Genomic DNA, 24,964 nt, shown 5'->3' with positions numbered 1-24,964 from the left:
TAAAAATCACAACAACTTAAATGCAGCATCTATATTTTTGAGACAAGGAAGAAAATGAGTCATTGAGATTTAACCATTTATGTAGGGACTTATTTTTTATTCAAAACAAAACAACCGAACAAATTTATGTACGGTGGTTTTTCTTTCTTATAAATATTCAGGCCCATCACATTATGCCAAAGTGATTTAAGTCAAAAATTATTTTGCGTGTATATTGTTTGTCTGGTCGCGGCACTTGTTACCTGAACAAGGATTACCCTTTAATCAGTGTTACATTACTGTTATCAAGGATAATTTCTTCTATCCAGTCAAATATAGTTGGACCTTTGTTCATCTTTGCATTTTTTATTTCTTGAGTCACATTTTCTTTATTAGTGGGATGACAATTTTTCAATCTTTCACTCAGTTTAATAATTGTTTCTCCGTATCCTAAATCTCTTTTTGACTTAACAGAATTTCTCCAAATAATTGTGTATTCTTCTCCAAATTCTATATCTCCAAAGCCCCCACGCAAAATATCATTAAACGCATCTAGACTTTCGTTCCATTCATATTTCCCAAAGAGAACTGCACTTGAAAATTCCTTACAAAACCCCTTAAAGTCAGAAAACTTCTCTCCATCAATGATGAAGACATCGACCATTTTTTAGCCACCATCGAAACAGTAGTTGCTCCTAATTAATGAGTTCTTCTTGTAGGTATTTCTTCAACTAAAGCACCGATAGTTAAAGAAGAAATAGTTTATATTATAAAGCTTAAAAACCGATTTAAGGGGGTACTGAAAGTATTAATAAATAAGAGGGTTATTTCTCGGATTTTTATAATTCCATTTAGAGAAGAGTTAATAGAATTGGAACCTTAGTGCTATATAAAAAAATCACGTTCAATTGACTAGGAGGAAATCGAAGTGCCCATTTGTCAGAACTGTGGCAATGAATGGTCTTGGTACTATACCGTAAAACAATTATTAACATTCCATAAAAGTATGAAATGTAATCATTGTGGAAAAATTCAATACGAAAGGAAAGCATCAAGATATACTACAATTTCGTTCCTTCTCCCTCTTGTGATTATTTCAATAATATTTTCCATAGTATTTGATTTATCAATTTCTATCGTAGTATTATTGTCAATCGCCTTATTAATCATAGTTATACTTCTACATCCATTCTCCATAAAATTATCTGATAAAGAGGAACTTTCTTGATGAATAATCATCAATCTGTATTATCATTGAAAACTATCTGACTAACACACCCATTGGTTTAATATAATTAAAATAACTGTTTCTATAAGGGAAACGGTTGCTTTTTTATTATTATTTAATTGCCGCGTCCGCTGAACCCTTCATAGTGTTCTTTCTTGACATTGTGTGCACTCTCAGTATAAGTCTGCTATGCACTTGTAGCGTTTTTAATTCCTTTATCAACATCCTCAAAGTGTGAGTTACTTTTCTTATGAATGTAATTATCTACTCCAATAACACAAATCACAGCAGCTAGGAATCCAGCAATCCATAACAAGAACATATTCTTCGCTCCTTTTCAGCTAAAATCTTAGCTTTAATATATTTTAGGTCTTGTCATTAAATTATCCTGGGGTGAAATGAATGTTCAAAAATCCAAAGTATTAATAAGTAAGCTGTAAAACACAAAAATAGAAACATTGGAATGAAGTATCTTCTAATTGGAGTGCATAAGAAAAATAGTGGAATTGTAAAAAAACCTATTTTGAGGACTGTAAAAGAATAATAATGGTACTCGGGTTGCTCTTCATTATAATCTTTTCCTAAGGGGAACATTACGGGTATTGCAGTACCTATAATCCAGATTAAATAAAGAGATATCAGCACAATTAATTTAGTTTTATATTTCATAATTATGACCCTCACTATTTTATAAGACAATCAAAGAGTATTTCTACTATTTTTAATGATCGGATATAGACTTACCAATAGCCATTGCTTCGCCACATACTGTAATTCTTCCTACATTTGCTTCAACGTGTACCGCCGAGTATACATTTCCCATTTTTGTCCTCACCGCTGAATCGATGTGATGTCGTTCATATTTATAATTCTTTTCAATAACTTTTTCTGCTTCCTTAATCAATTCATAATCTATACTCTCTAATGGTCTTACTTCTAACATAATAATCGACCTCTCACTATTTTTTTATCTCTTTTTCTTAAAATAACCTGTTTAGTTTTTGTGTATTTCTACATAAACTTTACATCTACTTTAACATAAATATCCAGTTGAGTTTCACTTAATGGAAGTTAGCTTGGAGAAATACTCAAGCCTTTAGATTACTGCTTTTATTTGGCGAATTGGCAGCGGCGTGTCATATAAGCACTAATCAAAGTCCAAACATCAACCAATAATGCAACAAAGCAAAAAAAATGGCGGAAAAAGAACGGAAAATTCAGGTGTGTCTTAGTGCTTGTCAGAACCCAAATCATATTACAATCAAATTTCTCCGTGAAGTATAAAAAACAGCCATTCCATAAAGTAGTGGCTGTTTTCATTATTCAATAAAAGCTTCCAAATTGCCGAAGAAACGGGTCATCTAAGCTCTTATAAGATCCAATTATCATTTTGCTCAGTTTATTTATAGGATAATAGCAGTTTGCATTTCCAACTTCTTCACACTCTATTAACAAGGCAGTTATAGCATCCTGGTTTAGCGTTAAGAATGTGAATATATTCAACTTCTTTATTATCAAAAATTTCATCTATATTTTCTCTTAAATTTATACCTTCTGTAACCTTTGCCTCTACAATCATTGAGTCAGCATTGTAGCCGCGTACAGATAGATACCTATGATGTAACATATGCGGAATTTCATTGACATCTAGCTTAGCAGTAATTGCTCCCTTTCGTATAAATATAGGTCCACTTGCTTTATAAGGGGAATTAACATTATGATATTGGTAATTCAATAAGATAACCTCTTCCCCTACCTCTGCATCCTTCAAGCTTATCCTGCATGGATATCCTGGCTTATTATTTGCAATCATTTTAATTGCCCCGATACTTTTTAATTCTTCTTCATTCATTAAAAATAGGTTATTAAACTCCTTCTCTTGTAACGCAACGATTTGAAAGTTATTTTTCATATTCTATCCTTCCTTAAATAGTTGTAATAAAGCATTTCACTAATGATGCTTCCACTAAAGTTCATAAAACTTATTAAATAATCATGCCTGTTTGTTAAATGAGTATTTATTAAAATAATATCATAAAATACAATTTTACCCATTTGTTATTTTTAAAGCAGCCAAATCAGAACAAATAGCGTTATTAATCAGTTGAAACTAGACAGACGAACCAGACCAAATTACTAAACTACTCAAAAGCGTTGTGAGAATAAGAAGCACCCTATAGTTTAAGTCAAGATTTCACAATGTCTGAGATGTTATAACCTTAAGAATTGCATCTGCTTGTAAGGCATTTGCAAAGTTTAAAATCTCTGCTTTTGTATAAGGTGTTGCATAAGAGTCTGTTTGTACATCATAACTTTGGATAATGATTGTGAATGGGTTATTTTTATAATTCATTTCCGAAACAGCTATAATATATTTTTTCTGTTGTGGTTCAATTGACAATTGTGGCTCTGGTATTAATCTCCATTTTTCCTGTTTCTCAATTATCTGATGATTGTTACGAAGGTCAAGATGACCTTTGAAAATTTGAATATAAAAATGGTTATTATTTCCGTTTAAACTGAAATATAAAGTATGTGTGGGATTAGAGGTTAATCCTGCATTTACAATTTTATATTCATCTGAACGGTTGGTTATTTCATTTTGAAGTTCTCTTTTTTTAGTTTCTGTGAATATTTTGTTAGATATTTTATTAGACCTACCTATATGTAAGCTTTCCAGTCGATTCTTATAGCCATTCGGAACTACCTCAGTTGCATTTCGAGTTGAACTATTGGCAGATGTTTTTTGAAAAAAAATAGTTGTAGTAAAAAACAGTATCGCAATAACCAGTACAGTGAATTTCTTAATATTCACAATATTTCCCCTCCTTTTACCAAAAATACCATAAAAATACTATAAAACAAAGTGAAAATAGATTATATCAATTAAGTTATTTTAGGATTCTTTATATTTGATTCCTTTTAAGTTTCTTCTTCAACTCCAACCAGCTAATAGGAGACAAGAACTTCTTATTATCCGTGTTATACTTTTTGAAGACACGCCAAATAACCCTCCAAACATTAATTGGAAGGTTTTTTATAAGATGTTTTTTCTTGTGGATTAAGCCATGTCCAGGAACTCCTCATTCCTTTTTAGGATTGCATAAATCCAGTGTAAGAGTTTGTTTACACAGGCGATCATTGCAACTTTTGCCTCTTTTCAATTTCAATAGCTTGTCGAAAAAAATGGGAAGTACCGATATACAATAAAAAATAACGTTAGTTTAAATGAAGGAAACCTTTTACTAAGGGGTTTCCTTCATTTATATCAAAAATCAACATTAACAGAGCCAATAACTAAAATGCTGTGCGGGTTAGTTACTTTTAAATATGTTTATCTGTTAGCTTTGTGAATATGATGAGTTTCTGTATCTATTTTATTTCTGAGGATCTGCTCCGTTTATTTCGAATGATGACAAAAGCAGTTACTGCCAGTGCAGCGAGCAGGCTGATGCTTCCGTACAAGACAACAGGGCTGAGAGTCTTGTGCTCATCCAGGTCTTGGGATGTGTCTCCCCCGTCGCCTCCTCCGACAGAACTGTCATTTCCGTTAGCATCTAAAATAGGCTTCGCATCTTTATATCTTTCGATGATATCTTTCCTGAATTGTATGACAGTCACAGCTGCAGGAAGTATTTTTTTTGCTGAATCATTTAACCCGCTTACCTTGCCGTTTTGATACAGATACCAGGCATTTCTCGGCATTTCATAAAAAATTTTTTTGTCAGGACTTGGCTTTAATCCGGCAAGACTTTCCGCCAAACTCTTTCCATATCCGAAAGTAGAGAATTCATATTTATTATCTTCATTTTTATATGTCCCAATCACATTAACAGGTTTGCCTTCCTGATAAACAACGGAAATCCATTCATTGGCCTGTATTAATCCCTTGTGGGGCTCCTTTATATCATCTGTACTTTTTTTGAACTTCCTCGTCATCGAATAGGTGGGGAGCAAATCACCGAATTTGATATCTTCAGTATTATCTGTGAGGAAATAATAAGAAGGATTATCATTTTGTATAGTGGCCACAACTATTTCTTTAAAATGATTCTCCGCAAATTCCTTAGCCTTTGCCGGCACTTCACCTTTTCCCTTCGGAAAATAGAATTCAGCAGCACTGGCTCCTTGAAAGGTTAAAAAAAATGTGAACAGAAACAAAATAATAGAAGACAGTTTTATTTTTTTCAAATCCTCGGCCCCATTTCTGATAACTCGAAACACCCTTTAATCGCTTTATAAAGATTACCTTTTTTTCATATTCCCGTGGTACTACTTTAACATGATTAACCATTTATTTACAGAAAAAAATGCATTCCCTCCTAGAGAATGCATTCATTAAGACATGTTATTTACTTGCCATCAGTTTGTTTTCTCTTTAATTTTTTCGCGGATGCTTTCCAGTTCGTTAAGAGGCAGCTTGTTCAGGGAATTCTTAATTTCTTCTTCAATTTGCTTTCTGTTGTTTTCACGGTACTGATCCCACCAATCCCTGAGGCACTCAGTGTGGTCCAGGAGATATTCGATATCTATTTCCTCCACTTCATCGTCTGAAAGGTAGGTTAGTACCTCTCCCAATAGGCGGCTCGTATTATCTGCATTCTTTGTATGTTCTTTTCCTGACCCGGAAGCTTCTTTTTCCTCCGCAGTCCCGGCAGCTGCTTCGTTCTTTTTTGGCATGATAGCCCTCCTTATTTTTTTATGTGTAAGGATAGTATTTCCATACAGCACTCATTCAATTAGCACAACAGGAAATCACGATGAAGATGGAGAATATCTTTGTTGAGGATCGGAAAAGCCAGAAGCCAAATGGATTCAGCGTTATGGAACTTCTTTTATCATAAAAATTGTTGTTTTTTCTGAGTTCTGTGAGGCGATCTCATTATTAAATGTGGTTGATTGGAGCGAAAGGTGCGAGACTCCTGCGGGACTAGCGGGAAGCGAGCATCCTGTAGCAGAAATCAACCCCTTGTTCCGTAGCAGCAAAGCTTTCGAAAACAGCTTATTAGAAACAAAGTTGAAAAAGGAGATAATGATGATTATAAACAAACAAGAATTCTGCGTGAATGGAATGAATTATACAATCCGGTCTGCAAGTGAAAAAGATGCCGGGGATTTGTCTCAATTGAGGCTGCAGATTGATGGTGAAACAGAAAACTTAGATAGAGAAAAAGGTGAGGCATTCATTGATCCGCCAGGCTTTGAACAAATCATTAAAAGAGACTCTGAAAGTAAAAAAAATCTATTTCTTGTTGCTCAGGTGCAGGATAAGATTGTCGGCTTTTCAAGATGCGAGGGAAATCAATTAAAGAGATATTCTCATAAGGCAGAATTCGGAGTATGTGTTTTAAGAGAGTATTGGGGCTATGCTATAGGGAAAAATTTATTGAAAGAATCGATTTGCTGGGCAGACGTGAACGGGATTAAAAAAATGACGTTAAATGTGCTGGAAACTAATGAAAAGGCCATTTCCCTTTATCGCAAGCATGGATTTGAAGTGGAAGGCATCTTAAAAAATGATAAAATTCTTTCCGACGGCAGGTATTATCATACTGCAGTAATGGGAAGATTCCATGAAAACATAAAAAAACAGCTTTGAGGCCAGGGACTCCAAAGCTGTTTTAAGTTTTATGCCAGTTCGATTCCGCCTGTAACACCATACACTTGGGCTGTCACATAGCTTGAATCCTCTGAAGCAAGGAATACATATACACCCGCTAATTCCACTGGCTGGCCAGCACGCTTGAGCGGTGTGTTTTGTCCGAAAGCAGGGATTTTTTCGCTTGGCTGCCCTCCTGAAATTTGCAATGGTGTCCAGATTGGGCCGGGGGCAACAGAGTTAACACGAATGCCCTTTGATCCAAGCTGTTTCGCCAATCCGCGGGTAAACCCGGTAATCGCGAATTTTGTTGATGCATAGTCCAGCAGATTAGGGCTAGGGTTATAGCCTTGTACTGAGGTTGTGGTGATTATGGAAGCACCTTTTGGCAAATACGGCAATGCTGCCTGTACCGTCCAAAATAATGAAAAGACATTAACTTCAAATGTTTTTCGCAGCTGCTCTGTAGACAGCTCTGCGATATCTTCAACAGCTTGCTGCTTGCCGGCAACAAGCGCCAGTACATCCAGCCCGTCTAATTCTTTGTACGCCTTTTCGACAAGCTCTCTGCAAAAAGATTCATCACTAAGATCGCCGGGAATCAGCACGGCTTTTTTCCCTTCTGCTTCAATAAGCTTTTTCACTTCTTCTGCATCTGCCTGTTCTTCTGGAAGATAATTGATGGCAACATCTGCTCCCTCACGTGCATATGCAATGGCTGCAGCGCGACCGATACCAGAGTCTCCGCCTGTAACAAGGGCCTTTCTGTTCAATAGCTTGCCGGAGCCTTTATAGCTTGTTTCACCGCAGTCCGGAAGCGGGTTCATCTCGCCCTGAACAGCTGGCGGTTCTTGATATTGTTTTGGGAAATCTTCGTTATAATACTGGTTTAATGGATTTTCAGGATTTGACAAGGGTATCTCTCCTTAGTTAAGTGAATTTTTATCATTCATATGTTCTGCATAAGTGCAGACAACGTTAAATGAAGTGTATGTGTTAACGATTCCCTTTTTCAAATATCAATAAACCTAGCAGTACGCTCGGAGTTGTGCCTAAAAAAACGTTATTTTTCAATTGAATGATTGATACGCCGAGAAAATAACATATAATGGAAATATGTGTTCTTCAAGTAACGGAGCAGTAATGTTGAAGAAGAAAGTTGAAGGGGTGTCGGTAAATGAACGAAGCACCAATGATAAAAGGCGATAAAGTGTTGTTGCGGCAACCTATTGAGCGTGATGTAATTGATTACTTAAAAATTGAAGTAAATAAAGAACTTGAAAGAATGTATGGTGGAGATACAAGGAATTTATCACCGAAAACAAAGGAAGATGCTCAGAAATTTGTTAATGCTATTAAAATCAATAAACTAGAATGGTGTGTAGAATTTGAAGGGCGTTTTGTAGGACAGGCTCGGTTAACAGTAAATAAATTAGATAATAGAGCACGTTACGCTGTTGGATTATTTGACCCAACTGTTTGGAACAAAGGATTAGGAACAAAAATTACACAATTGGTCCTCCGTTACGCATTTGAGGAACTCCAACTACATCGTGTTGATTTGAGAGTTCTCCAGTATAACAAGAGAGCAATCAAATGTTATGAAAAGTGTGGTTTTATACAAGAAGGAGTAGAAAGAGAAGGAGCCTTAATTGAGGGTAAATATGAAACTGATATATTTATGAGTATTTTAGACAGGGAATACCAATCAATAAAAGACTCCTTCATAGAAATATGTTTGTTAAGCTAATGTGATGCACGGCAGCCTTCAATAAAGTGATACTAATTGATCTTTGAAGAGAGTTATAGGATATAACTCCTTATCTATTAAAGATCGTGCAATTTGTTTCATAACACCAGGATTACGGAGTTCGCCGTTTTCCATTTCTAAAATCTCCGCTTGCGGAATCCATTTACTGTCTGTAATTTCGTCTTCTTCAAGCTTTAGTGAACCTCCGGCAATGGCACCGGTAAAATGAAATAGTATCACCTGATGGTTTGTACGGCTGATAAAATTGTATACTCCTGTCGTGTGTGTCAGCCTGATATCATAGCCGGTTTCTTCTTTTGCTTCCCTGCATGCAGCAAGAAGAATATCTTCTCCTTGCTCTATGTGCCCAGAAGGAAAATTCCACTTATTTTTCTCTGATAACGTGTTTTCTTTTATAAGCAGTACGTCATTATTATTGTTAATAATTGATGTACTCACAACCAATACGATGTTATTTTGCGTCATTAGTTTCTCCATGAATTCTTATTTGGCCAGCAGAGATCAAATGTGCTTTCGTACTATCTCAGAGAACATACCTTAGCTTTCATCTCTGCTTTTTTCTCATCAAAGCTTCGAGACAGGCAGAGACCATACATCTTCCTCGCCAATTGCCTCTCCTAAAGGAACAAAGCCATATTTTTCATATAGTCCCATGGCCGTATGATTTTCCCTATGTACAGTCAGCCGGATTTCTTTGCATGCAGGAAAAGTTTTGATGATCCAAGAAATCATCCCGTCAAGAGCGGCCTTCCCGTATCCCTTGCCCTGGTGCTTTTCGTCGATCATAAATCCATTAATCCAGTACATATTTGCTGTATTTTCAATATATGCATGCATAATGAACCCGACCATTTGTTTTTGATTATAGATGGCAAATGGAATGTATTGGACATTGTCGCCGTCTGGTTTAATATAGACTTTGGCAAGTGATACCGCTGGTTCGGGAACAAAGCGGCTCTGTGCTGCTTTAACCTTTAATGACAAAGCTTCTTCCCAGTTTTCTCTTGTCACAGCCTTCAATTGAACGTTCATCCATGTTACCTCTAATCATAGTTTTAGATGTTCCCGCTTGACTCTTTATCCTTTAGAAATCCTAATTTGATTACACAAGCTGCCTTGCTGCTTATCAGCTGAGGATTTGATGAAGGGCATCATCAATGCGGCTGTATTTGAATACAAACCCCTCCTTTACCAGTCTTTCAGGGATTACCCATCTGCTTTTTAAAATGAGCTCTGTTTCTGTTTTAATGAACACAGCACCAAGCTCAAGCATCCATTTTGCTGATGGAAGCCCGGCCTTAACCCCCATGGCTTTCCGGAGGTTTTCCATTAACTCTGCGTTCGTGACAGGGTTCGGCGAGGAACAATTAAATACACCGCTCAAAGATTCTTTTTCCTGTAAAAAGGTGATGATGCGGCAGAGATCTTCAACATGGATCCAGCTGAATTTTTGTGTTCCAGGTCCTTGTGCGCCTCCGAGGCCGAACTTGACCATATTCTTAAAGGGAGTCATCACACCTCCATCTTTCCCCAGAACAATCGCAATTCTTAGGGCAATTTGCCTTGTCTCAGGCAATTGAAAAGCAAAAAATGCTTGTTCCCATGCCTTGGCAACATCCACAGAGAATCCAGAGCCTATCTCTCCCTCTTCCTCCGTCATTGGGCGGTCCTCCGCGTGGCGGTAGATGGTGGCTGTACTGGAATTGATCCAGAGCTTAGGAGGGGTTTTGCATTGAGATATGGCGTTTCCGAGAATATTCGTCGTTTTCGTCCTTGAAAGAAGAATCGCTTCTTTATTCCTTTTATTATAGCGGCAATCCACAGACTTGCCTGCCAAATTGATTAATATCTCAGCCTCCTCAAGCGCACGGATGATGGCATCTGTGTCTTGCCAGTTAATATGTGGAGCCTGCCGGGAGATCACCTTTACTTCATAGCCAATTTCACAGAACTTCTTTTCAAGAAAGGCACCTATAAATCCAGTCCCCCCCGCTAAAACCGCTTTCTTTTTCATAAAATTCCTTCTTCCTTTTTCGTCAAACGTTTATATATTTATCAATATGATTCTTCACTTCCTCATATCAAGCAGGATCTTCCCTTCACTTAGCCTGCTTTCCATCAGCCCGTGTGCCAAATGAGCGTCTTCTAAAGCAAAGCGACGGCCGATTTTCATTTTCAAAGAGCCCTCAGAAAGATAGCGGAGCACATGTCCTGCTGTTTCCTCAAGGATTTCAGGGCGGAGCTTTCTTGTAGTCCCAAGACTGAATCCAAGAACGGACCGGCAGCTGGAATGAAGGTCACTTGTCTGAAAGCTTCCTGCTTTGCCCCCGCTATTGCCGTATTGAACCAGCCTGCCATATGGAGCAAGGCAAGATAGGCTTTTCTCAGTAACCCGCCCTGCAATAGAGTCCAAAATAATATCCGCACCCTTCCCATTTGTTGCATCATTGACTTTTTCTGCAAAATGCTCTCTTTCGTAACAAATGACCATATCTGCTCCTGCTTCAAGGGCGGTTTTAGCTTTGCTTTCATTCCCAACCGTTCCAATTACTTTTCCGGCTCCCAGAATTTTTGCCAGCTGGATGGCCGCTGTTCCTGCTCCTCCGGCAGCTGAATGGATCAGAACATTTTCTCCTTTTTGGATTTTGGCAATATCACAAATAAGTTTGTATGCAAGAAAAGAGACTGTCGGACACGCAGCAGCCGTATCAAAGTCTATATTTTCCGGAAGGGCAAAGGTGAGGTTTTCCTCGGCAGCTGCATATTCTGCATAAGACCCCGTGAAAGGAAAAGCAATGACTCTCTGTCCTTCCTTGAATTTCCGGACATCGCGTCCAGTCTTTACAATCACCCCGGCTGTATCAAGCCCGGGGATATAAGGCAGTTTTTTGCTTCCTTTTTTTCCGTATCTTGTTTTAATATCTGCAAAGTTCACACTTGTCTTTTCCACCCTGATCAGCACCTGAGAGGGTCCTATTTCAGGAATATCTGTATCTGTATAGATTAGAACCTCGGGATTGCCATACTCTTTTACAATAATTGCTTTCATCTCTTTGTCCTCCCCTCCATTAACCCTTCCTTTATCTTACAATCTTCATAAACCCGCCGGAATGACAGATGTCTTATGTATAGCGATTAGAAAAAATTATCAGCAAGCAAAATACAACTATTCATCTATGAATAGCCAAACGCAAAGGATTGCTGCTAAGCGTCGAGGGTGTGGAGTGAGCGGTTCTCCGTGGAATGCTGCGGAAAAAGGCATGCCAAATCAATGGCGTAATAAAGACACACCAAGAAAAACCGATGATTTTTCTCGGTGTCACTGAAGCATAAAGTAAGGGTTCTCTTATCTGAATCCTTAATCACAAGCATAGTGCCCTTATCCCAAGGTTATGATTATGTCGTCTTCCATATCTCTTTCAATAAATATTGAATCTCTTTTATTGAAAACCAGTTCCAGCCCGGATAAGTTGTCCGGCAATGCTGGGGATATAATATATGTATGGGTGCGGAATCCTTGTCCGCCGCCGCTACCATCTGAACGGCAATCGTATTGATCTATCTGTAATTCTAAAAAATCACGGGGTCTTTTTCTTATCATCTCAAGCGGGGTATCTATTTTTTCATTCCAATCAATATGAAGGTTCAGTACACTGGCATTTGTGTATTGTTTGATATACGTAATTGTATAGATCTCTTCCTCGTGTTCAAAGGATTTTAATACAGGCAGGTGTTTTATAAATCCAGATGGCTCAACTTGGGGCTTGAAGAAAAAATCCATTCTCATCAATCCGAATATGGATTGCAGAAACTCTTCAAAAATATCATATTTCCCGGCCCACTCAGTGATTGCCTTATCTGGCGGAAAGCCAGGTCTACCCTCACAAAGAGCTTTCCTCTGCTGGAGCAGCCTGCAAATTTCTTCATCAATTGGATATAGACGATTATCATAATAATCGGTCGGACGTTCGAATTCTTTTTTTATCACACATGCACTCCTCTTCATGATTACTTTCAGCGACATCTTTCAAAAACATCATAGTCTATTAATTCTCCTTATTTTTCCCAAATCCCTTCTATCTGCCCTATTTCCTTCAAATTGCCTTTTAATAAAAGCCGCGGTTTTATTTATCTATTTTAGGAAACCACAAAGGGTCAAAGCAGCAGGCAAAATTGCCCGTTCCCCAAAAAAAAAATTCTCGAGTGACCGAGAATTCATTTTACATACTCACTTTCAATTCATTTTTCATATGAACCATGCTTTTTAGTGCATCTTCGTGATGGCCGATAATCAGCTTTTCCCCGTCCGTAACAATCGGTCTCCTTAATAGCTTCGGTTCATTTGATAATAGCTGGAGGACATCAGACAATTTCAGGTCATCCAAATCCAAGTTTAAGCTCTTAAAGGTTTCACTTCTTGTAGCAAGCAGCTCATCCAGCCCTTCTGTTGTTAATTTTAATATTTCCTGCAATTCGTCCGGAGTTGGTGTTTCCCTGAAGATATGACGTTCCTCAAAAGTGACTTGATTAGACCGCAGCCATTTTTTTGTTTTGCGGCATGACGTACAGCTTGGGTATGAAAAGAAAGTTAATGTTTTCATTGTTCATCCTCCGTTCTAAAATTTAATTATCTAAGTAGGTATACGGAGATTGTATAACATATGTATAACATTTGTACAGCATTTACCCTTATATGTACAAGATTTATTTTTAAATTTTTTCGCTTTCCTCCTGATATGTGAAAATAACTAGTGAAATGGCTTAATTTAAAGAGCTGAAAATTATTGTTTTTCCTGAAGCATTCCCATTGTTCATCCGGTTTGATTAGAGTTTTAAGGTGCGAGACTCATAATGCGGAAATCAACCCCTTGTTCCATTGCAGCAAAGTTTACGAAAACAGCCTGTCAAAAAAACTTGAATTATCTGTATTTTTTGCCTTTAAATAATAAAGCGCATACAATCAAGTCTTTACATCCTGCGAACTTGTAATTTATAATTATTTAGAATGGATATGATTGGCACAAAGGAGGGATACAGATGGAGCGCATGTACAGAGTTCTTGGTTTCTGGACTGGTATTATGGCCATATTTTTCTATTTAGGTGATATGTATACAACCGCCTTGATTTTCTTTGGACAAACTGGATTCTTTATTCTATTAAGTTATTTGCGATTATCTGAGCGGATGTATATTTATGTGTTCGGAGCCTATCTTACCGTTTTCTTTGTCGGATTTACCTACTGGTCCACTTTTATGATGGTTCCGGGAGCAGGCATGGAATAAAGTCCAGCCTGCCCGGTTTGCTTCATGAAGCCGGTTGAACTAGCGGGACATATCTTCCTGCGGGCTAAACAAATGCAATACATAGCTCCCTGCATTCAGCAGGGAGCTTTTCATGTTTAATAAGGAAACAGCCTGTCAATCTTCGGCATATTTTTGGTCTGGATCAAGGCGCGGAAGTAAGAACTGATCCCTCCCGGAAGAAGCAGGCTGCGGATGGATCTATTACGTTTAGAAACAGCTGAAAATGGATCCGTGTTTTGATGATCGGCCACTTCCTCAAGCAGTCCGCAGCGAAGCAGAAATTCATGCTGCCCAAGCAGCGTTTCATTTCTCAATCCGTACTGTGCCCCGAAGCTTTTAAGTGCATCAAAATGAATATGTGACGTTATATCCATCTCGCCGGGACGTTCCAGCACATCACTCACCATCGTATGCTTATAATATCCTCTCAAACTGCCCTTTGAGTGTATGTTTTCCTTCCACTCATCATGTGTATATCCATAATCGATTGTTAACAAAAACCCTTTTTTCAGTTTTTGAGAGAGTGAGTGTAGGCAAGCAACCATATCAAGCGGTATTTCCATTCGCTGCCCTTCAGCTAAGATGATATTCTGATTCTCTATATACCCTATCAATTCCGTATTTATGCAGGGCCTCAGACACTCGGTCAGAAACCCATTGTTCATTTCCAGGAATACTTCATGGATAACACCCTGTTTTTTTTCAACAACATAGACCGGCAGCGCATCGAATAATTCATTGGAAAATATAATCCCCTCGAAATTTTCCAACTCTGCAATGGATTCTGCATAAACGATATGATCGAAGCCTTTCAGCTTTTCCCTCTGCCGTTTTTGATGATAGGGGCTGCTGTCCGCCACAATATAGGTTAAACATGAAAATAATTCTCTATCATTTTCTTTCAGATAAGAGAGGATGCTGTATGCCAGATTTCCAGTGCCTCCCCCAATTTCGGCAATGAAAGGACTTAGACCCGTTTCTTTCAGACTATACGAAAACCACTTTGCAAGGGCTATTCCAAATCCATCACTCATTATACTGGATGTATAAAAATCGCCGTTTTTTCCGATTTTTTCCCTTTCCTTCATATAATAGCCATGCTCTGGTGAATAAAGCACTGTCTCTATGTACTCTCTATAAGTCATCATTCCATCTTTACTTGCTGCCGCCTTTTCTTTTAAAATGCTGTCTATCGAACGGCCCGTCTCCATGAGCACTCTCCCCTCTTAAAACAGTTTCTATACATAGAGATATGATTCCTAACAGGCTGGAATCATATATCGCTGTAACAAGGTGTTGAATTATTCTGAATTTTTACCATCTGCCTATGCTCCACTTTTACTTACGGTGAATTGTATTCGGTATAGTTTCGGCTGCTTTTCGTCTCCAATAAATTCTTTATCCAAATCCCTATCTGTGTATAAATTATATGTAGTTCCTTTTTTATAGCCTTCTTTCGGCGGCTTAATGGTAAGTGTTCCTGAATCTCCTGACTGCAGCCTGACAGGAACATGTTTATTTTCATTATCCAACACATATGCCGTTTCATTGGTAAGAATGTTTTTATTTAAGCCATGATCGAAGTGAATTTTCCATATATAATCTTCCGGAACCTTTGTATGATAGACCCATGTCGAGATGTCAGATTTCTTTGCAGCATCTTCTTTCGGCGATGGCTGATCGTGTTCATTTATTCCATACATAAGATAGCTTCCCGCACCTAAAAAAGCTGCGATTGATAAAAAGAGTGCTGTTTTTTTCATAATGATTCTCCCTGCTTTCAAATTTTGGGCAAGATTTAATTCGGTCTTCTTCTGTTAGTGCTGGATCTGCCCAGCCATGATTAAAGCTAATTAATATTCACATGGACAATATTATCATTCTCAAATTTCACTTTTGTTTTGACGTCCATGCGTTCCAGAAGACTTTTGAACTCGGTTAAAGAGAGCGGCCCTTTCATTTCACCACTGGAATGATGAAGTACAAAGTAATGAGTTTCCGATTTTACTAATTTCTTCTTTTCCAAATCATAAGGCTGTTGACGTGCAAAAATATAATCTTCATACACATACAATCCGGTAACCGTATTAGGAATAATCCCTTCTTTTGTTCCAGAAACTTCTTTCATCAAGCTGGCTTTAAGCTTTCCTGACTTCACTAAATAGCAGTTGCCGGCTACCTTCGTTTCTGTGTCACCCAGTCCGGGACCTATGCATCCAGTTAAAGAGATTGCGAAGATGAGTGTTATCATTAGTAAAGCCTTTTTCATAAGGGGCCTCCAAAAGCTTAAAGTAGTTTTGATGTCTTCTTCCATATCCATGGTTTTTGATTCTCTTCCAATCGGAATGTGAACGTTTAGAATACATACATCCTCAATTATCCATTTTTCACGTCCAGTCTCCTAATTTAATAGTTTCCATCACTCCTTTTTAAAAGGCCCTTTTCTTAAAGATTGTTGTTTTTTAATTGTTCTGTGAAGTGAACCTGTTGTTAAACTAGGTTGATTGGAGTGTAAGGTGCGAGACTCCTGTGGGATTAGCGGGAAGGTGAGACCCCGCAAGCGTAGCTTGTGAGGCTCACCGCCCGCCCCACGGAAAGCGAGCATCCTGAAGCGGAAATCAACCCCTTGTTCAGGTAGCAACAAAGTTTACGAAAACAGCCTTTTAAAAATAATACCATATATTTTTTCCTTATAATTACATTTATTAATAGCTGCAGGAGGGAGCTATCCTTCTAGAGCCTTAAAAAAGCAAAAAAAGAAACTGCATCACTGCAGTTCCGATAGTTGGTTAAAAGCCATTAAGAAATGGATTTGTTTCCATTTCATCTTCTATAGTTGTTACTGGTCCGTGGCCTGGAAGGACAATGGTGTTTTCAGGGAGAGTCAGCAGCCGGCTGTGGATGCTCTTCATCAGCAGCGCTTCATTACCGCCTATCAGGTCTGTACGGCCGACACTGTCCTTGAATAAAACGTCACCTGATATGACCATTCCTTCTTCTTTCAGGTAGTATGAAACACTTCCCGGGGAATGTCCCGGTGTTTCAAGGATTTCAAAAGAAAAGCTTCCGATAGTAAGCTCGTCCTGGACAGCGATAATTTCTTCTGCAGGCAGGCATCGCAGCGGATGTTCCGGCATAAATGATTGAGACCCATTTAAAGCAGGATCAAGCAGCCATTTGGCTTCCTTTTCATGGATGTAGGCGGGAATGCTGTATTGGCTGCGTATTTTATCCAATGCGCCAATATGGTCAAAGTGGGCATGTGTCAGAAGCACAGCAAGCGGCTTCAATTTTTTGGAGCCTATGTAATTAATCAGTTTATCCGGTTCTTCCCCAGGATCAAAAATGATGCATTCTTCTTGATTGGACAATACATAACAATTGGTCTGCAGCGGGCCAAGTGGCAGCTGATTCCATTTCATCTTCTCATCTCCAGTTCAACATTAGTATAAATTTCATCTTACACCATTACCTGTCCGTTTTTAAAGGAGAATTGCTATAAAGGGATAGTACAAGGGAAATAAATGGCGGAAAGGAATGGAATACAGGTTAAAAAGAAGGATAGTAATAGGAACGGATATCAGGAATGTGAGCCTTGGAAGCTTGTATTGAGCCTAGGTGAAACTCTAACAGTGGATAAGATTATTTCCTTCCGAAAACATTGCTAACAGCTTTTTCTCTTCCTTAATGCACTACACTTCCCTCTTAATGGCTTTGTCCAAATTATCAAATTCAGTAATCTTGTCAATTAGTCTATTGTTAAATTCCCTATTGTTCTTGTGCTGTTGAGGTTAAATAAGGAAAGCGCCACTCTTTTAAAAGACCGTCCAGCTTTCCGAGAGAGTTCATTGGCTGTGTCATGGTTCATATACATCAACGCCCATAACGGACTTTCACCGTCTAGCTGATGAACAGCCTGGCACACTAAAAAACCTTAACGGAACAGCCGTTAAGGTTCAAACGTCGTTGAATCCTATTAATGATTTATTTACATGGTTTCCTAATTCGCATGAGCAGTTCTTTCAGAAAGTTTTTCTTTGCCTTCTTCCTGCTTTTCTTCATAAGGAAGTTTCATGAATTTCATTAACACAGCACCGGTAAAGTATAGGATGGAGAATACCCATGCAAGTCCTTCTGCGCCAATGCTGTTGATGAACAGGCCAACGATTGCCGGTGCAATGAAATAGGACATGCCGGCACCAAAGCTTACGATTGCCATGGCGGAACCTTTTTGTTCGGGTGCCAAAGCAGCTACCAGGGCAGAAAGCGGTACGAATCCGCAAAGTACGATTCCAAATACAATGGCCACTGCTGTCATAGCCCAGAAATTGTGGCCAACAACGTGTGGTGTATAGAATAATACCAGGGTCATTATGCCGCAGCCGACGCTGCCCAGCCACATGACCGTGTTCCGCCAGCCGAGCCATCTGTCGCTGATGTATGGGATAACCAGGTTGAATATGATGTTCGCCAGCCAAAAGGTTCCCCAAATGGTCAACCATTCGCCTGTAGAGTATTTGTATTCGGAAGCCAAGTAAAGCGGAAAGAAAATTGGCAGGGCCCCTACACCAACTGAATTGATGATCCGGACCAGCCCCCCGATGGCCACTTTTGGTTTTTCAATACAGATCGTAAATCCGCTCAATAAGCTCTTGAGTTTGTCCTTTGCGTCACCGTTATTCTCGCTGACTTTTTCATTTCCGACTATAATAAGTCCTGCAATTCCGCCGACAAGCACCCAGGCAACCGCACTCCACAAAAGGCCCATATACCCAATCTTATCAGTCATGAAAGCCGGAAAATAACTTCCCACTACATATAAGCCGCCGCTCCATGCAGCCCAGAAAAAGCCGACTGCTGAAGCCAGAATACGCTGCGGACTGCGATAGGTTACCCATACTAAAAACGAATAACAAAAGAAAGGATAGCCAATCCCGCGCAGTGCGTAGGTTGGTAACATCGCAGCGTAATTATGCTGCTTTAAACCCAATTCAATGAAAAGAATTTGGCCGGCCAGCCAAGTGATCAGCCCAATTATCATGACCTTTCTTGGACCCCATATTTCTGTTAGCACTCCTGAGAAATAGGCAGCGAGCGCCAATATTGCTCCATATGCTGTGAAAAGCGTTGCTGCCTGCTGGACAGTCAATCCCTGGTGGTTAATCAAATAAGGAGATAGCCATGCGTGTTCCAGCCCATCGCCGGCCATGAAGATAAGAATCGTAACAAAGCCAAAAATCATTCTCCCGGGAAGTCCGGCTCTTTTTTGTTGTTGTTCTGTAATCGCATTCATTTTACTCACCTCGGAATCTTATGTTTACTTCTGATGATGTTTTTTAGTCCTATTAAAGGTAAGGCAGACAGGCCCAGGGATTCGAGACAGGCGCCTAGATGAAAGTACCTGTATCGAATCCCCGGAAAGAATCATGCCCACCACATTTCGGTTAGCTTCTCTTTGAAAAGCGCTCCTTTTAATAGAGAGATAGCCTTGCCCAATCCTTCATCAACGGATGCCAGCATGTCTTCATGCTCAATAGAAACGACATAGTCATATCCAACCGCGCGAAGAGTGCTGATTATGTCTTTCCAGGCCTTTTCATCCTGGCCATACCCTACTGACCTGAATGTCCAGGAACGCTTTAAAATATCACTATAATGTTTCGTGTCCAATACGCCGTTCACACTGATATTTGCTTTGTCCAAATACGTATCTTTGGCATGGAAATGGAAGATCGCTTCTTCTTTTCCCAGCACTTTAATGGCTTCCACAGGATTGATTCCTTGCCACAATAGGTGACTCGGATCAAAATTGGCACCAATGGAAGGTCCTGCGTGTTCCCTTAATTTTAAAAGCGTTTCAGGGTTATAAACGACAAAACCAGGATGCATTTCAAAAGCGATTTGTTTGATTCCGTGCTGTTCGGCAAACTTTGCTTCCTCTTTCCAGTATGGAATTACAACTTCATTCCACTGCCAGTCCAAAACCTCTGTATATTCAGGCGGCCATGAGCACGTCACCCAGTTTGGAAACTTCGCTTCGGCATGGTCACCCGGGCAGCCTGAAAATCCATTGATAACAGGAATTTCGAGCCGTTCAGCCAACAATACGGTTTTTCTCCATGTTTCATGTGCAGCAGCAGCAGCCTTTTTATCGGGATGGAGCGGATTGCCATGGTTGCTTAGTCCGCTGATGATCATTCCCCTGCTTTCAACAGCTTTTTTAAACGTCTTTAACTTTTCAGGACTTTCCAAGAGCTCGTCAGGATTGCAATGGCTGTTTCCCGGATAATTGCCTGTACCCAGTTCCACAGCTTCAACGCCCATACCGGCAAGCTTATCCAGCATTTCCTCAAAGGGCAGATTTTGATAAAGAACCGTAAATACACCTAATTTCATAATTCCCCCTCCTGGCCTCTGCTTACTTTTATCCACTTTTGTTGTTCGTGGCTTGTTAAGATAGCATCGGTAATGCACATGGAAACATGTCCATCCGCAAAAGTAGCAAAATCAGCCTCATCACGTTCCGGATCTTTGCCATCGCGTATGAATGAATAGAAATTCAGCATTGCATTTTTCAATGCATCCGGCCATCCTTCATTGTGTCCGCCTGGATGATGGATTCCACTTTGTGCTTCCAGCAAGAATAAAGATGGGTCAGCAAGCATGTTTTCATTTGGTTTATCGCGGTGCCCAATCCATAATTTTGCCGGTTCTTCCTGATTCCAGTAAGCAGAGCTTTTGCTTCCGTTGATTTCAAAGCTTAAACGATTTTTGCGGCCCGCACTTACCTGGGAAACTGTAAATACGCCTCTTGAACCATCTTCAAACTTAAGCAGAACTGAAGCATAGTCTTCTGTGTTGATTGGAACATCTTCATATTCGAGTTCCTGATCGTTTTCGAAGCCAAAAGTGGCTTCATTTGATTTGGATTTTTTTCGTACAGGAATGACTGTGGCCAAATCAGCGAATACTTCGACAATTCTTTTTCCGGTTACATATTGAACAGTGTCACACCAGTGCGAACCGATATCAGCAATGGCACGTGATTTGCCTCCTGCTTCTGGTGTGAGACGCCAGTTGAAATCAGTCTCATACAAAAGCCAGTCCTGCAAATAGCTCCCGTGAACAAGATTAACTTTCCCTAGCTGCTCATGGTTGACCATGGCGGCCAGCTGCTTAACTATCGGGTATTGACGGTAGTTAAAGTTTACACCGTGAACAACCTTGTGTTTTTTGGCCAATGCCAGGAGTTCTGCGGATTCTTCACTGTTCATGGCCAGCGGTTTTTCAGATAATACATGCTTGCCTGCTAAAATGATGGCTTTATTGATTGCGAAATGCAGGTGATTGGGTGTGCAATTATGCACGACTTGAATTTCATCGTCTTTCAGCATGTCGCGATAATCTCCATAGGCTTTTGGAATGCCAAAATCAGCTGCCTTTTTTTCGGCTGACTCCAGGCTGGAATCCGCCAGCGCGACAACTTCGACAAATCCGAGCCTTCTGATGGCTTCTATATGGGTAGGTCCGATAAAACCCATCCCGATGACTCCGACTTTAATTTTTTCCATGGTCCTTATCCTCCTTCGTTAAACGGTTATTGTAAATTCGTACTTTTTTTAAGAAAGGCCGCCGCATCGGAGCAGCAGCCTTCAAATTGCTAATGCCTTACTTTTTCTCCAATTCGTTTACATTCACCCATTCGCCTTTATCGGCTGAGTCAAGGATTGCATCAGCGATCAGCTCAATGCGGTATCCGTCGTTGAAGTTTGGAGAGAATTGTGTTCCTTCTTCTGTAATTGCTTTAAAGAAATCATGAGTTTCTATGATTTTTGTTTCCCCGTAACCGATACCCAATGCAGGGATTGGCCATAATGCTTCTCCGTACGGTGTCGATGGGCCTGTGTATACTGTTCTGAAACCTTTTGCATCACTTGGATCATCTGCGAAGGCTACTTGCAGTTCATCACGGCGCTCATAATTGAAGAATAAAGATCCTTTTTCACCATGTATTTCAAATGTAATGAAATTGTTGCGTCCCCATGCATTGCGGGTTGCTTCGATGGATCCGATAGCTCCGTTTTCAAATTTGACCATTGTGATGAACTCGTCATCTACATCGACTTTGCCTTTCGGAACATCCGCATCGTTGCTTTTTACCGTTCCAAGTTTGTCAATGCCGCCTGTTTGGACCGGTCTTTCTGGAATCCAAGTTCTCGTCATTGCGTTTACATCTGTAATTTCGCCAACCAGGTAACGTGCGAAATCTACAACGTGTGTACCGATGTCACCCAGTGCGCCTGAACCGGCAATTTTCTTTTGGAAACGCCATGATAGCGGTGAGTTCTGATCAGCGGACCAGTCTTGCAAATAAGTTCCCCGGAAGCTTAAGATTTTTCCGATTCTTCCTTCTTCAATGTATTTTTTCGCCAGGGCAACAGCAGGAGTCCTTCTGTAGTTGAAGGCAACCGCATGTTTCACGCCTGCAGCCTTAACTGCGTCGAGCATTTCTTTCGCTTCAGCAGCGCCAAGAGCCAACGGCTTTTCAGAAATAATGTGCTTGCCTGCTTTTGCTGCGGCGATTGCAATTTCAGCATGTGTATTGTTTGGCGTTACGATATCGATGACATCTATTTCCGGATTGTTGACAACTTCTCTCCAATCAGTTGAATAATGTTCAAACCCTAATCTTGCCGCTGCATCTTTCGCCAATTCTTCTCTTACATCCACTACTGTGTGGCGGTGCGGGAGAGCCGGAGCAGGCCAGAAGAACATTGGCATTGCTGCATATGCAAGTGAGTGAGCTTTCCCCATGAAACCTCCGCCGATCATACCTACGTTTAATTTTTTCATTTTGATATCCTCCTCTAAATTTGAACTTTATCTGTTAAGTACGGTTATCTCTAAAAGCATTCAAGCTTATTTTTCAAATTTTGATAAATACTCGCGGCTGATTTCTGCCCCTTTTTCAGGATCCGCGTAGCTGTCAAGTTCTACGGTAATCCAATCGTCATAATTGTTTTCGTTTAACAGTTTCACCATTTCATCGAACTTCTGGTGCCCTTCACCTAATGGCAAAAATTCTCCGTTTGCAAAATCCTTAAAGTGGACGTATTTAATTCTGTCCGCGTACTTTCTGATAACCTCTACCGGATCTCCGCCTCCTGCTTCGATATGTGCGGTATCAGGGCATAAGTTAATATCTGTAAGCGCCATAAGCTTGTCCAGCTGGTCCGGTGCTTCCACATTTGTTCCCAGATGCGGGTGATAGCTGGGAATGAGATTATTTTTTTCTGCAATCGCTGCCACTTGATCAAGAGCTTTGGCCAAATCAGCGTAATCGCTTTCTTTAATACCATTTCCCCGGACCGCGCCACCGCCAATGACCAGGTGTCTTGCACCAAGCTCAGAAGCAAGTGCGGCAACTTCTTCGATTTTTTGCAATTCTTCTTCCAATACATCCGGATAGATGAAATTTCCTCCAGTATAAACGCCGATGAACTCTAATGAATATTGCTTAAGCAAAGCTTTAAAATCTTCTTTTTTATCCTTGTATTGCATCAAGTTTCCGTCGAATAGTTCAAACCCTGCATACCCGGCTTTCGAAATGTCTTTCAGGGCCTCTTCAGTTGAGCCATTTGCAAGATAATACAGTTCCCTTATCGAAGTAACCCCGGCAGGATGTCCTACCACACCGCCCCATGTATTGGTTTGATAGCCAAGTTTCATTGTTTTACTCCTCCGTTTCGAATGATGATTTTAAGTACAAATGTCTTTTATCTGAGTATTCTCTGACGCTGAAAACGAGATTCGCTAATCGGAAATACTAGATATCAAATGTAATCGATTACATCTACTAATAAATTATTCTATTAATTTCGAAAGAAACAAATCTTCTGTTTACTGCAATCGATTACATTGATGAATAAAAAATTTTGTTGTTTTATAAGGTTTTTTATTCATCTGACTACGATATTAGTGTAATCGATTACATTATAAATTTCAACCCTTTTAAACGATTTTATTAAATTCCTCATTTTTTCGCTCCGGCGGTTGCGACTGATGTCTTTTACCAGTAACAGGATTGTGCCTTCCGTGCCGTTTATAATCATAAATCCTGTGATTTCCCCACCAAAGGCTGCGACGGTATCCCAGGTTTTTTCATAACACGGACGATTTTCGAGCTCTTTCATTTTCTTTTCTATCCGAAATGCTTCCCCCTCGTCTTTTTTGAAACTGAAATAATCCTTTGGTTCGCTGTATCCCTTCAAGCATCAACTGATAGACTTCGCTGCTTTTGTATTTTTGGGCGTAAAAAGTTTCACTTTATCTTTATTAATGGCCAGCAGACTAATTGAAAATGGAAATGTATATTTTATCTGAGAGTATCACATATGTTAACTTTAATTAAAATTTGGTTGACATTAATTTTATCATTCCATTATGCTGAATTTATAAAAAACTTTTAAAAAGGAGACTATTTCATGAAAGGAAAAATGAGAACCATTGATTTAACCCTTGTGGCTGTGTTTGTCGCCCTTATGGCGATAGGGGCGAATATGTCGTTCCTGGTAGTGGGCGGAGTTCCGATTACATTGCAAACATTTTTCGCCATATTGGCCGGGGCAATCCTTGGAAGCAGGATCGGGGCCATTTCCATGATTGTATATGCACTGGTTGGAATGGTTGGGGCCCCTGTATTCGCCCAATTTACCGGCGGTATCTCCATCATTATAAAACCGACTTTCGGGTTTATCATTTCTTTTATTTTTGTGGCATACATCGTAGGAAAAATGATTGAAAAAAACAGAACCCTGCCAAGCTATGTGATCGCTTCTTTAATAGGGATGGCTGTCAATTATTTGTTTGGAACGAACTGGATGTACTTTGCTTATAATTTATGGGCGGGAGCGCCAGAAGGTTTTTCTTATAAAATGGCCTGGTTGTGGATGGCGGCACCGCTGCCAAAAGATATTATCCTGTCTGTAGCTGCAGCATTTTTTGCCCACCGTATGGAGAGAACCATATTGTCGAGAAGCACATTCAGAAATGTGAAAAAAGTCGCTTAAATCAGAAGGGAGCA

27 protein-coding genes and 1 pseudogene are annotated in these 24,964 nt (G+C 39.7%); 5 read left to right on the top strand and 23 right to left on the bottom strand.

Annotated elements, in window-relative coordinates:
• Positions 1-253: 253 nt before the first annotated feature.
• Positions 254-643 carry a barstar family protein gene (locus tag BIV59_RS04675; RefSeq protein WP_071350290.1) on the bottom strand — a complete coding sequence of 130 codons (390 nt, stop codon included), beginning with the start codon at positions 641-643 and terminating at the stop codon, positions 254-256.
• A 264-nt stretch (positions 644-907) separates the two neighbouring features.
• On the opposite strand from BIV59_RS04675, the gene BIV59_RS22680 reads away from it, so the two are divergent.
• Positions 908-1,207, top strand: coding sequence for a TIGR04104 family putative zinc finger protein (locus BIV59_RS22680; protein ID WP_083392048.1), 300 nt, complete (start codon positions 908-910; stop codon positions 1,205-1,207).
• A gap of 187 nt (positions 1,208-1,394) precedes the next feature.
• On the opposite strand, the gene BIV59_RS24200 is transcribed toward BIV59_RS22680, so the two are convergent.
• The 6 genes and pseudogenes from BIV59_RS24200 to BIV59_RS04650 form a co-directional block, all read right to left on the bottom strand.
• Positions 1,395-1,529, bottom strand: coding sequence for a hypothetical protein (locus tag BIV59_RS24200; protein ID WP_276205121.1), 135 nt, complete (start codon positions 1,527-1,529; stop codon positions 1,395-1,397).
• Positions 1,530-1,934: 405 nt separating this feature from the next.
• A pseudogene (locus BIV59_RS04670) lies at positions 1,935-2,150 on the bottom strand (cytidine/deoxycytidylate deaminase family protein); the annotation flags it as partial.
• Positions 2,151-2,645: 495 nt separating this feature from the next.
• Positions 2,646-3,119, bottom strand: coding sequence for a DUF1203 domain-containing protein (locus tag BIV59_RS04665; RefSeq protein WP_071350289.1), 474 nt, complete (start codon positions 3,117-3,119; stop codon positions 2,646-2,648).
• Positions 3,120-3,401: 282 nt separating this feature from the next.
• Positions 3,402-4,022 (bottom strand): hypothetical protein, encoded by a 621-nt coding sequence (locus BIV59_RS04660; RefSeq protein ID WP_071350288.1) that lies wholly within the window; start codon positions 4,020-4,022, stop codon positions 3,402-3,404.
• 557 nt (positions 4,023-4,579) lie between these two features.
• The gene (locus tag BIV59_RS04655; RefSeq protein WP_071350287.1) at positions 4,580-5,398 is read right to left on the bottom strand and encodes a hypothetical protein; all 819 of its coding nucleotides are present in this window, start codon (positions 5,396-5,398) and stop codon (positions 4,580-4,582) included.
• A 171-nt stretch (positions 5,399-5,569) separates the two neighbouring features.
• Positions 5,570-5,887 carry a hypothetical protein gene (locus tag BIV59_RS04650; RefSeq protein WP_071350286.1) on the bottom strand — a complete coding sequence of 106 codons (318 nt, stop codon included), beginning with the start codon at positions 5,885-5,887 and terminating at the stop codon, positions 5,570-5,572.
• Between the two features lie 355 nt (positions 5,888-6,242).
• Between BIV59_RS04650 and BIV59_RS04645 the strand changes: the two genes are divergently transcribed.
• A complete protein-coding gene (locus BIV59_RS04645) occupies positions 6,243-6,806 on the top strand; it encodes a GNAT family N-acetyltransferase (RefSeq protein WP_071350336.1) in 564 nt (187 codons plus the stop codon).
• 29 nt (positions 6,807-6,835) lie between these two features.
• On the opposite strand, the gene BIV59_RS04640 is transcribed toward BIV59_RS04645, so the two are convergent.
• On the bottom strand, positions 6,836-7,720 hold the full coding sequence (locus tag BIV59_RS04640; RefSeq protein ID WP_071350285.1) for an SDR family oxidoreductase: 885 nt from the start codon (positions 7,718-7,720) through the stop codon (positions 6,836-6,838).
• A gap of 263 nt (positions 7,721-7,983) precedes the next feature.
• Between BIV59_RS04640 and BIV59_RS04635 the strand changes: the two genes are divergently transcribed.
• Entirely contained in the window at positions 7,984-8,556 is a 573-nt protein-coding gene (locus BIV59_RS04635; RefSeq protein WP_071350284.1) for a GNAT family N-acetyltransferase, read from the top strand.
• An 18-nt stretch (positions 8,557-8,574) separates the two neighbouring features.
• Here BIV59_RS04635 and BIV59_RS04630 read toward each other — a convergent pair whose 3' ends face one another.
• From BIV59_RS04630 to spx, 6 genes are all read right to left on the bottom strand, one after another.
• Positions 8,575-9,042: an NUDIX hydrolase gene (locus tag BIV59_RS04630; protein WP_071350283.1), complete on the bottom strand. Its 468-nt coding sequence runs from the start codon at positions 9,040-9,042 to the stop codon at positions 8,575-8,577.
• A gap of 99 nt (positions 9,043-9,141) precedes the next feature.
• Positions 9,142-9,609: a GNAT family N-acetyltransferase gene (locus BIV59_RS04625; protein ID WP_071350282.1), complete on the bottom strand. Its 468-nt coding sequence runs from the start codon at positions 9,607-9,609 to the stop codon at positions 9,142-9,144.
• Positions 9,610-9,703: 94 nt separating this feature from the next.
• Complete coding sequence (locus tag BIV59_RS04620; protein WP_071350281.1) at positions 9,704-10,591, bottom strand: TIGR01777 family oxidoreductase; 888 nt, start codon at positions 10,589-10,591, stop codon at positions 9,704-9,706.
• Between the two features lie 54 nt (positions 10,592-10,645).
• A complete protein-coding gene (locus tag BIV59_RS04615) occupies positions 10,646-11,626 on the bottom strand; it encodes a quinone oxidoreductase family protein (protein ID WP_071350280.1) in 981 nt (326 codons plus the stop codon).
• A gap of 330 nt (positions 11,627-11,956) precedes the next feature.
• Positions 11,957-12,565 (bottom strand): hypothetical protein, encoded by a 609-nt coding sequence (locus tag BIV59_RS04610; RefSeq protein WP_240501851.1) that lies wholly within the window; start codon positions 12,563-12,565, stop codon positions 11,957-11,959.
• Between the two features lie 232 nt (positions 12,566-12,797).
• Positions 12,798-13,178, bottom strand: a complete 381-nt coding sequence (gene spx, locus BIV59_RS04605) for a transcriptional regulator Spx (RefSeq protein ID WP_071350279.1) — start codon at positions 13,176-13,178, stop codon at positions 12,798-12,800.
• A gap of 436 nt (positions 13,179-13,614) precedes the next feature.
• On the opposite strand from spx, the gene BIV59_RS04600 reads away from it, so the two are divergent.
• On the top strand, positions 13,615-13,860 hold the full coding sequence (locus BIV59_RS04600; RefSeq protein ID WP_071350278.1) for a DUF2626 domain-containing protein: 246 nt from the start codon (positions 13,615-13,617) through the stop codon (positions 13,858-13,860).
• A gap of 116 nt (positions 13,861-13,976) precedes the next feature.
• On the opposite strand, the gene BIV59_RS04595 is transcribed toward BIV59_RS04600, so the two are convergent.
• The 9 genes from BIV59_RS04595 to BIV59_RS04555 form a co-directional block, all read right to left on the bottom strand.
• The gene (locus tag BIV59_RS04595) at positions 13,977-15,092 is read right to left on the bottom strand and encodes a class I SAM-dependent methyltransferase (RefSeq protein ID WP_083392047.1); all 1,116 of its coding nucleotides are present in this window, start codon (positions 15,090-15,092) and stop codon (positions 13,977-13,979) included.
• Between the two features lie 114 nt (positions 15,093-15,206).
• Positions 15,207-15,644, bottom strand: coding sequence for a hypothetical protein (locus BIV59_RS04590; protein ID WP_071350277.1), 438 nt, complete (start codon positions 15,642-15,644; stop codon positions 15,207-15,209).
• An 86-nt stretch (positions 15,645-15,730) separates the two neighbouring features.
• Positions 15,731-16,150: a hypothetical protein gene (locus BIV59_RS04585; RefSeq protein WP_139194302.1), complete on the bottom strand. Its 420-nt coding sequence runs from the start codon at positions 16,148-16,150 to the stop codon at positions 15,731-15,733.
• Positions 16,151-16,670: 520 nt separating this feature from the next.
• Positions 16,671-17,303, bottom strand: coding sequence for an MBL fold metallo-hydrolase (locus BIV59_RS04580; RefSeq protein ID WP_071350275.1), 633 nt, complete (start codon positions 17,301-17,303; stop codon positions 16,671-16,673).
• Between the two features lie 578 nt (positions 17,304-17,881).
• Positions 17,882-19,174, bottom strand: coding sequence for an MFS transporter (locus BIV59_RS04575; RefSeq protein WP_071350274.1), 1,293 nt, complete (start codon positions 19,172-19,174; stop codon positions 17,882-17,884).
• Between the two features lie 131 nt (positions 19,175-19,305).
• Positions 19,306-20,277 carry a sugar phosphate isomerase/epimerase family protein gene (locus tag BIV59_RS04570; RefSeq protein ID WP_071350273.1) on the bottom strand — a complete coding sequence of 324 codons (972 nt, stop codon included), beginning with the start codon at positions 20,275-20,277 and terminating at the stop codon, positions 19,306-19,308.
• On the bottom strand, positions 20,274-21,452 hold the full coding sequence (locus BIV59_RS04565) for a Gfo/Idh/MocA family protein (RefSeq protein WP_071350272.1): 1,179 nt from the start codon (positions 21,450-21,452) through the stop codon (positions 20,274-20,276). The genes BIV59_RS04570 and BIV59_RS04565 overlap by 4 nt, the downstream gene beginning before the upstream one ends.
• 97 nt (positions 21,453-21,549) lie before the next feature.
• A complete protein-coding gene (locus BIV59_RS04560; RefSeq protein ID WP_071350271.1) occupies positions 21,550-22,734 on the bottom strand; it encodes a levoglucosan dehydrogenase in 1,185 nt (394 codons plus the stop codon).
• 66 nt (positions 22,735-22,800) lie between these two features.
• Entirely contained in the window at positions 22,801-23,610 is an 810-nt protein-coding gene (locus BIV59_RS04555; RefSeq protein ID WP_071350270.1) for a sugar phosphate isomerase/epimerase family protein, read from the bottom strand.
• Between the two features lie 755 nt (positions 23,611-24,365).
• On the opposite strand from BIV59_RS04555, the gene BIV59_RS04545 reads away from it, so the two are divergent.
• A complete protein-coding gene (locus BIV59_RS04545; RefSeq protein ID WP_071350268.1) occupies positions 24,366-24,950 on the top strand; it encodes a biotin transporter BioY in 585 nt (194 codons plus the stop codon).
• Positions 24,951-24,964 lie beyond the last annotated feature (14 nt).

The sequence above is a fragment of the Bacillus sp. MUM 13 genome, assembly GCF_001866725.1.
Classification (GTDB): Bacteria; Bacillota; Bacilli; order Bacillales; family DSM-1321; genus Peribacillus.
This window is presented reverse-complemented; position numbering and strand designations above follow the sequence as displayed.

Bases quoted from the DNA above. Each gene is read 5' to 3' on its own strand.
- BIV59_RS04675 (WP_071350290.1), bottom strand. From the start codon at position 643: ATGGTCGATGTCTTCATCATTGATGGAGAGAAGTTTTCTGACTTTAAG.
- BIV59_RS24200 (WP_276205121.1), bottom strand. From the start codon at position 1,529: ATGTTCTTGTTATGGATTGCTGGATTCCTAGCTGCTGTGATTTGTGTT.
- BIV59_RS04665 (WP_071350289.1), bottom strand. From the start codon at position 3,119: ATGAAAAATAACTTTCAAATCGTTGCGTTACAAGAGAAGGAGTTTAAT.
- BIV59_RS04650 (WP_071350286.1), bottom strand. From the start codon at position 5,887: ATGCCAAAAAAGAACGAAGCAGCTGCCGGGACTGCGGAGGAAAAAGAA.
- BIV59_RS04645 (WP_071350336.1), top strand. From the start codon at position 6,243: ATGATTATAAACAAACAAGAATTCTGCGTGAATGGAATGAATTATACA.
- BIV59_RS04635 (WP_071350284.1), top strand. From the start codon at position 7,984: ATGAACGAAGCACCAATGATAAAAGGCGATAAAGTGTTGTTGCGGCAA.
- BIV59_RS04630 (WP_071350283.1), bottom strand. From the start codon at position 9,042: ATGACGCAAAATAACATCGTATTGGTTGTGAGTACATCAATTATTAAC.
- BIV59_RS04625 (WP_071350282.1), bottom strand. From the start codon at position 9,609: ATGAACGTTCAATTGAAGGCTGTGACAAGAGAAAACTGGGAAGAAGCT.
- BIV59_RS04620 (WP_071350281.1), bottom strand. From the start codon at position 10,591: ATGAAAAAGAAAGCGGTTTTAGCGGGGGGGACTGGATTTATAGGTGCC.
- BIV59_RS04615 (WP_071350280.1), bottom strand. From the start codon at position 11,626: ATGAAAGCAATTATTGTAAAAGAGTATGGCAATCCCGAGGTTCTAATC.
- spx (WP_071350279.1), bottom strand. From the start codon at position 13,178: ATGAAAACATTAACTTTCTTTTCATACCCAAGCTGTACGTCATGCCGC.
- BIV59_RS04600 (WP_071350278.1), top strand. From the start codon at position 13,615: ATGGAGCGCATGTACAGAGTTCTTGGTTTCTGGACTGGTATTATGGCC.
- BIV59_RS04595 (WP_083392047.1), bottom strand. From the start codon at position 15,092: ATGGAGACGGGCCGTTCGATAGACAGCATTTTAAAAGAAAAGGCGGCA.
- BIV59_RS04590 (WP_071350277.1), bottom strand. From the start codon at position 15,644: ATGAAAAAAACAGCACTCTTTTTATCAATCGCAGCTTTTTTAGGTGCG.
- BIV59_RS04585 (WP_139194302.1), bottom strand. From the start codon at position 16,150: ATGAAAAAGGCTTTACTAATGATAACACTCATCTTCGCAATCTCTTTA.
- BIV59_RS04580 (WP_071350275.1), bottom strand. From the start codon at position 17,303: ATGAAATGGAATCAGCTGCCACTTGGCCCGCTGCAGACCAATTGTTAT.
- BIV59_RS04575 (WP_071350274.1), bottom strand. From the start codon at position 19,174: ATGAATGCGATTACAGAACAACAACAAAAAAGAGCCGGACTTCCCGGG.
- BIV59_RS04570 (WP_071350273.1), bottom strand. From the start codon at position 20,277: ATGAAATTAGGTGTATTTACGGTTCTTTATCAAAATCTGCCCTTTGAG.
- BIV59_RS04565 (WP_071350272.1), bottom strand. From the start codon at position 21,452: ATGGAAAAAATTAAAGTCGGAGTCATCGGGATGGGTTTTATCGGACCT.
- BIV59_RS04560 (WP_071350271.1), bottom strand. From the start codon at position 22,734: ATGAAAAAATTAAACGTAGGTATGATCGGCGGAGGTTTCATGGGGAAA.
- BIV59_RS04555 (WP_071350270.1), bottom strand. From the start codon at position 23,610: ATGAAACTTGGCTATCAAACCAATACATGGGGCGGTGTGGTAGGACAT.
- BIV59_RS04545 (WP_071350268.1), top strand. From the start codon at position 24,366: ATGAAAGGAAAAATGAGAACCATTGATTTAACCCTTGTGGCTGTGTTT.